This window comes from Stenotrophomonas sp. CASM106, from assembly GCF_049384825.1.
Taxonomy (GTDB): Bacteria; Pseudomonadota; Gammaproteobacteria; order Xanthomonadales; family Xanthomonadaceae; genus Stenotrophomonas; species Stenotrophomonas muris.
Genome location: NZ_JBMRFS010000052.1, coordinates 1 through 459, shown reverse-complemented (window position 1 = coordinate 459; position 459 = coordinate 1). Strand labels below are relative to the sequence as shown.

The 459-nt window shown below is 61.9% G+C and carries 2 protein-coding genes; both read left to right on the top strand.

Annotated elements, in window-relative coordinates; genetic code table 11:
* Positions 1–125 precede the first annotated feature (125 nt).
* Positions 126–338: an AlpA family transcriptional regulator gene (locus VG556_RS22480; RefSeq protein WP_003090093.1), complete on the top strand. Its 213-nt coding sequence runs from the start codon at positions 126–128 to the stop codon at positions 336–338.
* 42 nt (positions 339–380) lie between these two features.
* On the top strand, positions 381–459 hold a 79-nt coding region (locus VG556_RS22475; RefSeq protein WP_423180063.1), incomplete at its 3' end, for a ParA family protein.

Here is a 459-nt window from a genome sequence, read left to right as displayed (position 1 = left end):
CGCATGAGGTTATCCAGCTTGTATGTGCAATCGCGGAGATTGCATTTGCAATGTCTTTCCGCAGCCAGGTCTATTGAATAGAGGTCACGCCTACAAACGCCACCGAGCGTTCAGGAGTGACCGCCATGTCGCAGACCCCTGTACTCCCGCCGAACGAGCGCCGCATCCTGCGGCTCGATGAAGTCGAAGCGAAGTCCGGCTTCAAACGCGCCCACATCTACAACCTGATGAAGAAGCGCCAGTTCCCTCAGGCGCTGCGCCTGGGCGTGCGCGCTGTCGGCTGGGATTCGATCGAAATCGACCAGTGGATCGCCGAGCGCCTCAACCACCGGACCTGACCCGCTCTCCCGCGGACTTCCCATTCCCAGCCGGAGAGCGCCATGCAGGTCGTGTCCATCATTTCAACGAAGGGCGGCGTCGGCAAGACCACGACGGCCGCAAACCTGGGCGGGCTCGCCG